The 4663-nt window shown below is 67.2% G+C and carries 3 protein-coding genes; all 3 read right to left on the reverse strand.

Features of this window, described 5'->3' with window-relative positions; genetic code table 11:
- Positions 1 to 1606: RNA polymerase sigma factor region1.1 domain-containing protein (locus tag VGF12_RS08585; protein ID WP_331175619.1), on the reverse strand; the 1606-nt coding region annotated here is incomplete at its 3' end.
- 330 nt (positions 1607 to 1936) lie between these two features.
- Positions 1937 to 3841: a DNA primase gene (gene dnaG / locus VGF12_RS08590; protein ID WP_331175620.1), complete on the reverse strand. Its 1905-nt coding sequence runs from the start codon at positions 3839 to 3841 to the stop codon at positions 1937 to 1939.
- A gap of 9 nt (positions 3842 to 3850) precedes the next feature.
- On the reverse strand, positions 3851 to 4663 hold an 813-nt coding region (locus VGF12_RS08595), incomplete at its 5' end, for an EAL domain-containing protein (protein ID WP_331175621.1).

Consider the following 4663-nt stretch of genomic DNA (forward strand, 5'->3'; position numbering starts at 1 on the left):
GGAACTGCAGGCCGCGGTTGGTGTACTTCTTGGCGATGGAGATCACGAGGCGCAGGTTGGCCTCGATCATTTCCTTCTTGGCGTCACGAGAGGCCTTCTCGCCCTCGTTCATCTTCTTGTTGATGTCCTTCAGGTCGTCCAACGGCACCACGGCCTTGGCCTGGATGTCGATGAGCTTTTGCTGCAGCTCCTGCACGGGCGGCAGGTTCCGGCTCAGGATGACGCTGTAGGGCTTGCCCGCGGCCACTTCCTTCTCGGCCCACTTCAGGTTCAGCGCGTTGGGCGGGAAGGTCTTGATGAAGTGTTCCTGCGGCATGCCGCACTTGTCGACCACGATCTTGCGCAGTTCGCGCTCGTAGCGGCGCACGTCGTCCACCTGGCTGCGCAGGATGTCGCACAGCTTCTCGATGGTCTTGACCGTGAAGCGGATGGTCATCAGCTCGCCGCTGATGGCCTGTTGGGCCTTGTTGTAGGCCAGCGACTTGTAGCCTTCCTTCTCGAAGGCCTTGCGCATCTTGTCAAATGCGGCGGACATCGAGTCGAGCTTGATCAGAGCGGCGTTCTTCAGCTCTTCGAGCTTCTTGGTCAGCGCCTTGGAGCCGCCATTGCCGTCGTCGTCGTCTTCCTCGTCGAACTCGTCGAAATCTTCCTCGGCCACGTAGTCGTCGGCCTCGTCCTCGGCCACGAAACCGTCGACGACGTCGGAGATCTGCATCTCGCCGGCGCGGATCTTGGTGGCGTACTCAAGGATGTGGGCGATGGTGGTGGGCGAGGCCGAGATGGCCAGCATCATGGCTTGCAGGCCGCCTTCGATGCGTTTGGCGATCTCGATTTCGCCTTCACGGGTCAGCAGCTCAACCGTGCCCATCTCGCGCATGTACATGCGCACCGGGTCGGTCGTGCGGCCGAACTCGGAGTCCACCGTCGACAGCGCCGCTTCCGCGGCTTCCTCGGCTTCTTCTTCCGTCGACGTGGCGGTGGTGTTGCCCTGGATCAGCAGCGTGGCCGCATCGGGGGCCTGCTCGTAGACCGCGATGCCCATGTCATTGAGCATGGAGATGATGGCCTCGAGGATTTCCTCGCTGACCAGCTTCTCGGGCAAGTGGTCGTTGATCTCCTGATGCGTCAGGAAACCCCGCGTCTTGCCCATCTTGATGAGGGTCTTCAGCTCGGAGCGGCGCTTGTGGGCCTCCTCTTCGGTCAGGGCGGTTTCTTCCAGACCGAACTCGCGCATCAGCGCGCGCTCCTTGGCGCGGCTGACCTTCATGCGCAGCGGCTTGGCCTTGACCGTCTCTTCCTCGACCGCGGGCGCTTCCTCCGCCTCAGGCTCCTCGCCCTCGATCTCGGCGTCGATGTCGGAGAAGTCCTCGTCTTCCTCGGCGTCCTTCTTGCCGGTCTTCTTGGACGTGGTTTCCGCCTTGGGTTTGCGACCGCGCTTGGGCTTGTCCTCGTCGGCAGCGGCAGCCTTTGCCGTCTTCGCAGCCGGTTTGGCTGCTGCCTTCGTTGCCTTGGCGGGTGCCTCGGCGGCAGCCTTGACGGCCGTCTTCTTCTTGGGCTCCTCGGCGGGAGCGGGGCTGGCCTTGGGCGCGGTCTTCTTGGCGGTCATGCAGGTCCTTCGGGTTTGCGCGGTCAATTCAGAAATGCAGCAGCCACCGCAGCCTGCCCGGGCTCGGATTCAAACCGGCGGGGCATGGGTGCAGTGGCTTTCGTCGCCGGGTGTCAACCATATTGGCCGAGGGACCCTGGCGTGGCGCGAACAAGCTGGCGTGATCGTTTGGAGTGCAGAGGTGGCGGATGAGTTGGCCTTTAAAACCCCTTGGGTCGTCCCGTTGGGTTGCCCAGTGTCGCTGGGTGGCCGGGGTCCGGCATCTCTCTGCCGTCACTCTTGTTGACGCGCGCGGAAAACACGAGATTATCGTCCAATTTCAGCGCAAGGTCAAAGATCGGTCGGTTTGGGCGGTGCAATCCCGTGCCGTTCGCGGGTGCGGGCGAGGGCTTCTAGCGCGCGGCGGCGCTCATCATCGGTGGCGCCGCCGCCGCCGGGCAGGGGCGTCGAGGCGCGCGAGCGCAGGTCGGTGACGGCACGTGCCAGGTCGCCCGCGGGGTCGGATTCCTCGATGCCCAGTGCCTGGAGGTGGCTGGTCAGGCGGCTCACGGCCTCGCCAAAGCCGTCGGCGGCCAGCCCCTGCTGGATGACCGCCCAGGGGCTGGGACCATGGTGGGTCAGGTGGCGTTCCAGCCAGTGGACCAGAGCGCCGTGCGCGCCGGAAAGGTCGTGGAGCAGGGCGCGGTCCTCGTCCGCGAGCGTCTCCCACAGTTCGCTGTGCTGGAGCAGCAGCCGCACGGCGTTGTCCATCGGGGTGGACGGTGCTGCCCGCGGGCCGGCGGGGCGGGCCTCCTCTTCGCGGCCTTTGCGCTTCCAGTCGCCCTTGCCCTTCCAGTCGCCCTTGCCCTTCCACTCGGGCTTGGGCTGCCAGCGCGGCTTCTCGGTCGGCGCGGCCGGCGCAGAAGCGGCGGGGGCGGGCGCCGGGGCCGGCTCGCCCAGCCACAGCGCCTGCAGCTCGGCTTCGGGCATCTGGCCCTGCCGCGCCAGCTCGCCCAGCAACTGGCGGCGCAAAAGGCCTTCGGGCAGCAGGCTCCACAGCGGCCGGGCCTGGTTGAGCATGCGGGCGCGCCCCTCGGGGGTGCCGAGGTCGCAGCCCTCGGCAGCGACCTGGCTGAGCTGGCGCGACAGCGGCACGGCAGTCTCCACGCAGCGCTCAAAGGCTTCGGCACCGAGTTCGCGGACGTACGAGTCGGGGTCGTGCTCGGGAGGCAGAAAGAGAAACTTGACGGTATGGGTTTCGGTCGCGTGGGGCAGGGCGGCCTCGAGCGCGCGCACGGCGGCGCGGCGGCCGGCGGCGTCGCCGTCGAAGCTGAAGACCACCGTGTCCGTGTGCCGGAACAGCTTGTGTACGTGCTCGGCGGTGCAGGCCGTGCCCAGCGTGGCGACGGCGTTGGCGATGCCGTACTGGGCCAGCGCGACGACGTCCATGTAGCCCTCGACGACCAGCGCGTAGCCGCGCTGGCGCATGGCCTGACGGCCTTCATACAGGCCGTACAGCTCCCGGCCCTTGTGGAAGACCGGTGTCTCGGGCGAGTTCAGGTACTTGGGTTCGCCCTTGTCCAGCACGCGGCCGCCGAAGCCGATGACTTCGCCCTGGACGTTGCGGATGGGGAACATGACGCGGTCGCGGAAGCGGTCGTAGCGCTTGGCCTCCTCGCCGGGGCCGACCTCGGGCGTGATGACCAGGCCCGACTCCACGAGCTGCGGGTCGTCATACGACGGGAAGCCGCTGGCCAGCGAGCGCCAGCCCTCGGGCGCGTAGCCCAGGCCGAAGCGGGCTGCGATCTGGCCGGTCATGCCGCGGCCTTTCAGGTAGGCCACGGCGCGGGGGGCCTTGCGCAGCTGGGCCTTGTAGAACTCCGTGGCGCGTGCCAGCACGTCGGTCAGGCTCTGCTGCCTGGCCTTCTCGACCTTGGCGCGCTCGCGCTGCTCGGGGCTGCGATCGTCCTGTGGCACGACCATGCCCACCTGCTGGGCCAGGTCCTCCACCGCTTCGACGAAGCTCGCGGCCGTGTGCTCCATCAGGAAGCCGATGGCATTGCCGTGCACGCCGCAACCGAAGCAGTGATAGGTCTGGCGGCTGGGACTGACGATGAAGCTGGGCGACTTTTCGCCGTGGAAGGGGCACAGCCCCTTGTGATTGATGCCTGCCTTCTTCAGATCGACGTGGCGGCCCACCACGTCGACGATGTCGACGCGGGACAGCAGATCCTGGATGAAGCCTTGGGGAATCACCCCTGGATTTTAGAGAGGTGCCTGTGAGGCGCTGCGCAACTGCCCGGCCCAGTTGCTGTTGGCGAAGGCCTCCATCCACCCGGGCAGTGCCATGGGATGCATGGCGGCGGCGATGCCGTTGCCCTGGCCGAGGCGGCAGCCCAGACGCAGCAGTTCGCGGGCGTGGGCGCGGCTTTCCACGCCCTTGGCCAGCACGGTGCAGCCGATGTTGCGCGCCAGGCCGATGACGCTCTCCACGAGGGACAGATCCTGGGCGTCGCCCAGCATGCCCTGGACATAGCTGCGGTGGAGCTTGAGGGTGTCCACCGGCAGTCGCTTGAGGGAGCCCAGCCGTGAATAGCCTGCACCGAAGTCGTCCAGCGCAATGCCCACGCCCAGGCTCAGGCATCGCTGGATCAGCGCCTGCGTCGCTGCCGTCTCCGTCAGCGCGTCGGTCTCCAGCACGTCCAGGTGCAGCAACTGTGCCACCTGGGGCGGCTGGCGCTGGATGAGCTCCTGCAGGCGCTGCGGGAAGTCGTGGCGGCTCAGTTGGCGGGCGCCGACGTTGACGCTGACGGGCAGGCCCTTGCCGCTGTTGACGCCGGCGCGCGCCCAGGCCGCCGTCTGGGCCAGGGCTTTTTCGATGACCCAGTCGCCGATCTGCACGGCCAGGCCCGTGGTTTCGATCAGGGGCAGAAAGTGGGCTGGCGCGAGCAGGCCGCGTTCGGGGTGCTGCCAGCGCAGCAAGGCCTCGACGCCCATGATCTGCCCCGTGCGCAAGTCGATCTGCGGCTGGTAGTGCAGCAGCAACTCTTCACTGTCCAGCGCCCTTTGCAGGCGGGC

The organism is Roseateles sp., assembly GCF_036404855.1.
Classification (GTDB): Bacteria; Pseudomonadota; Gammaproteobacteria; order Burkholderiales; family Burkholderiaceae_C; genus Pelomonas.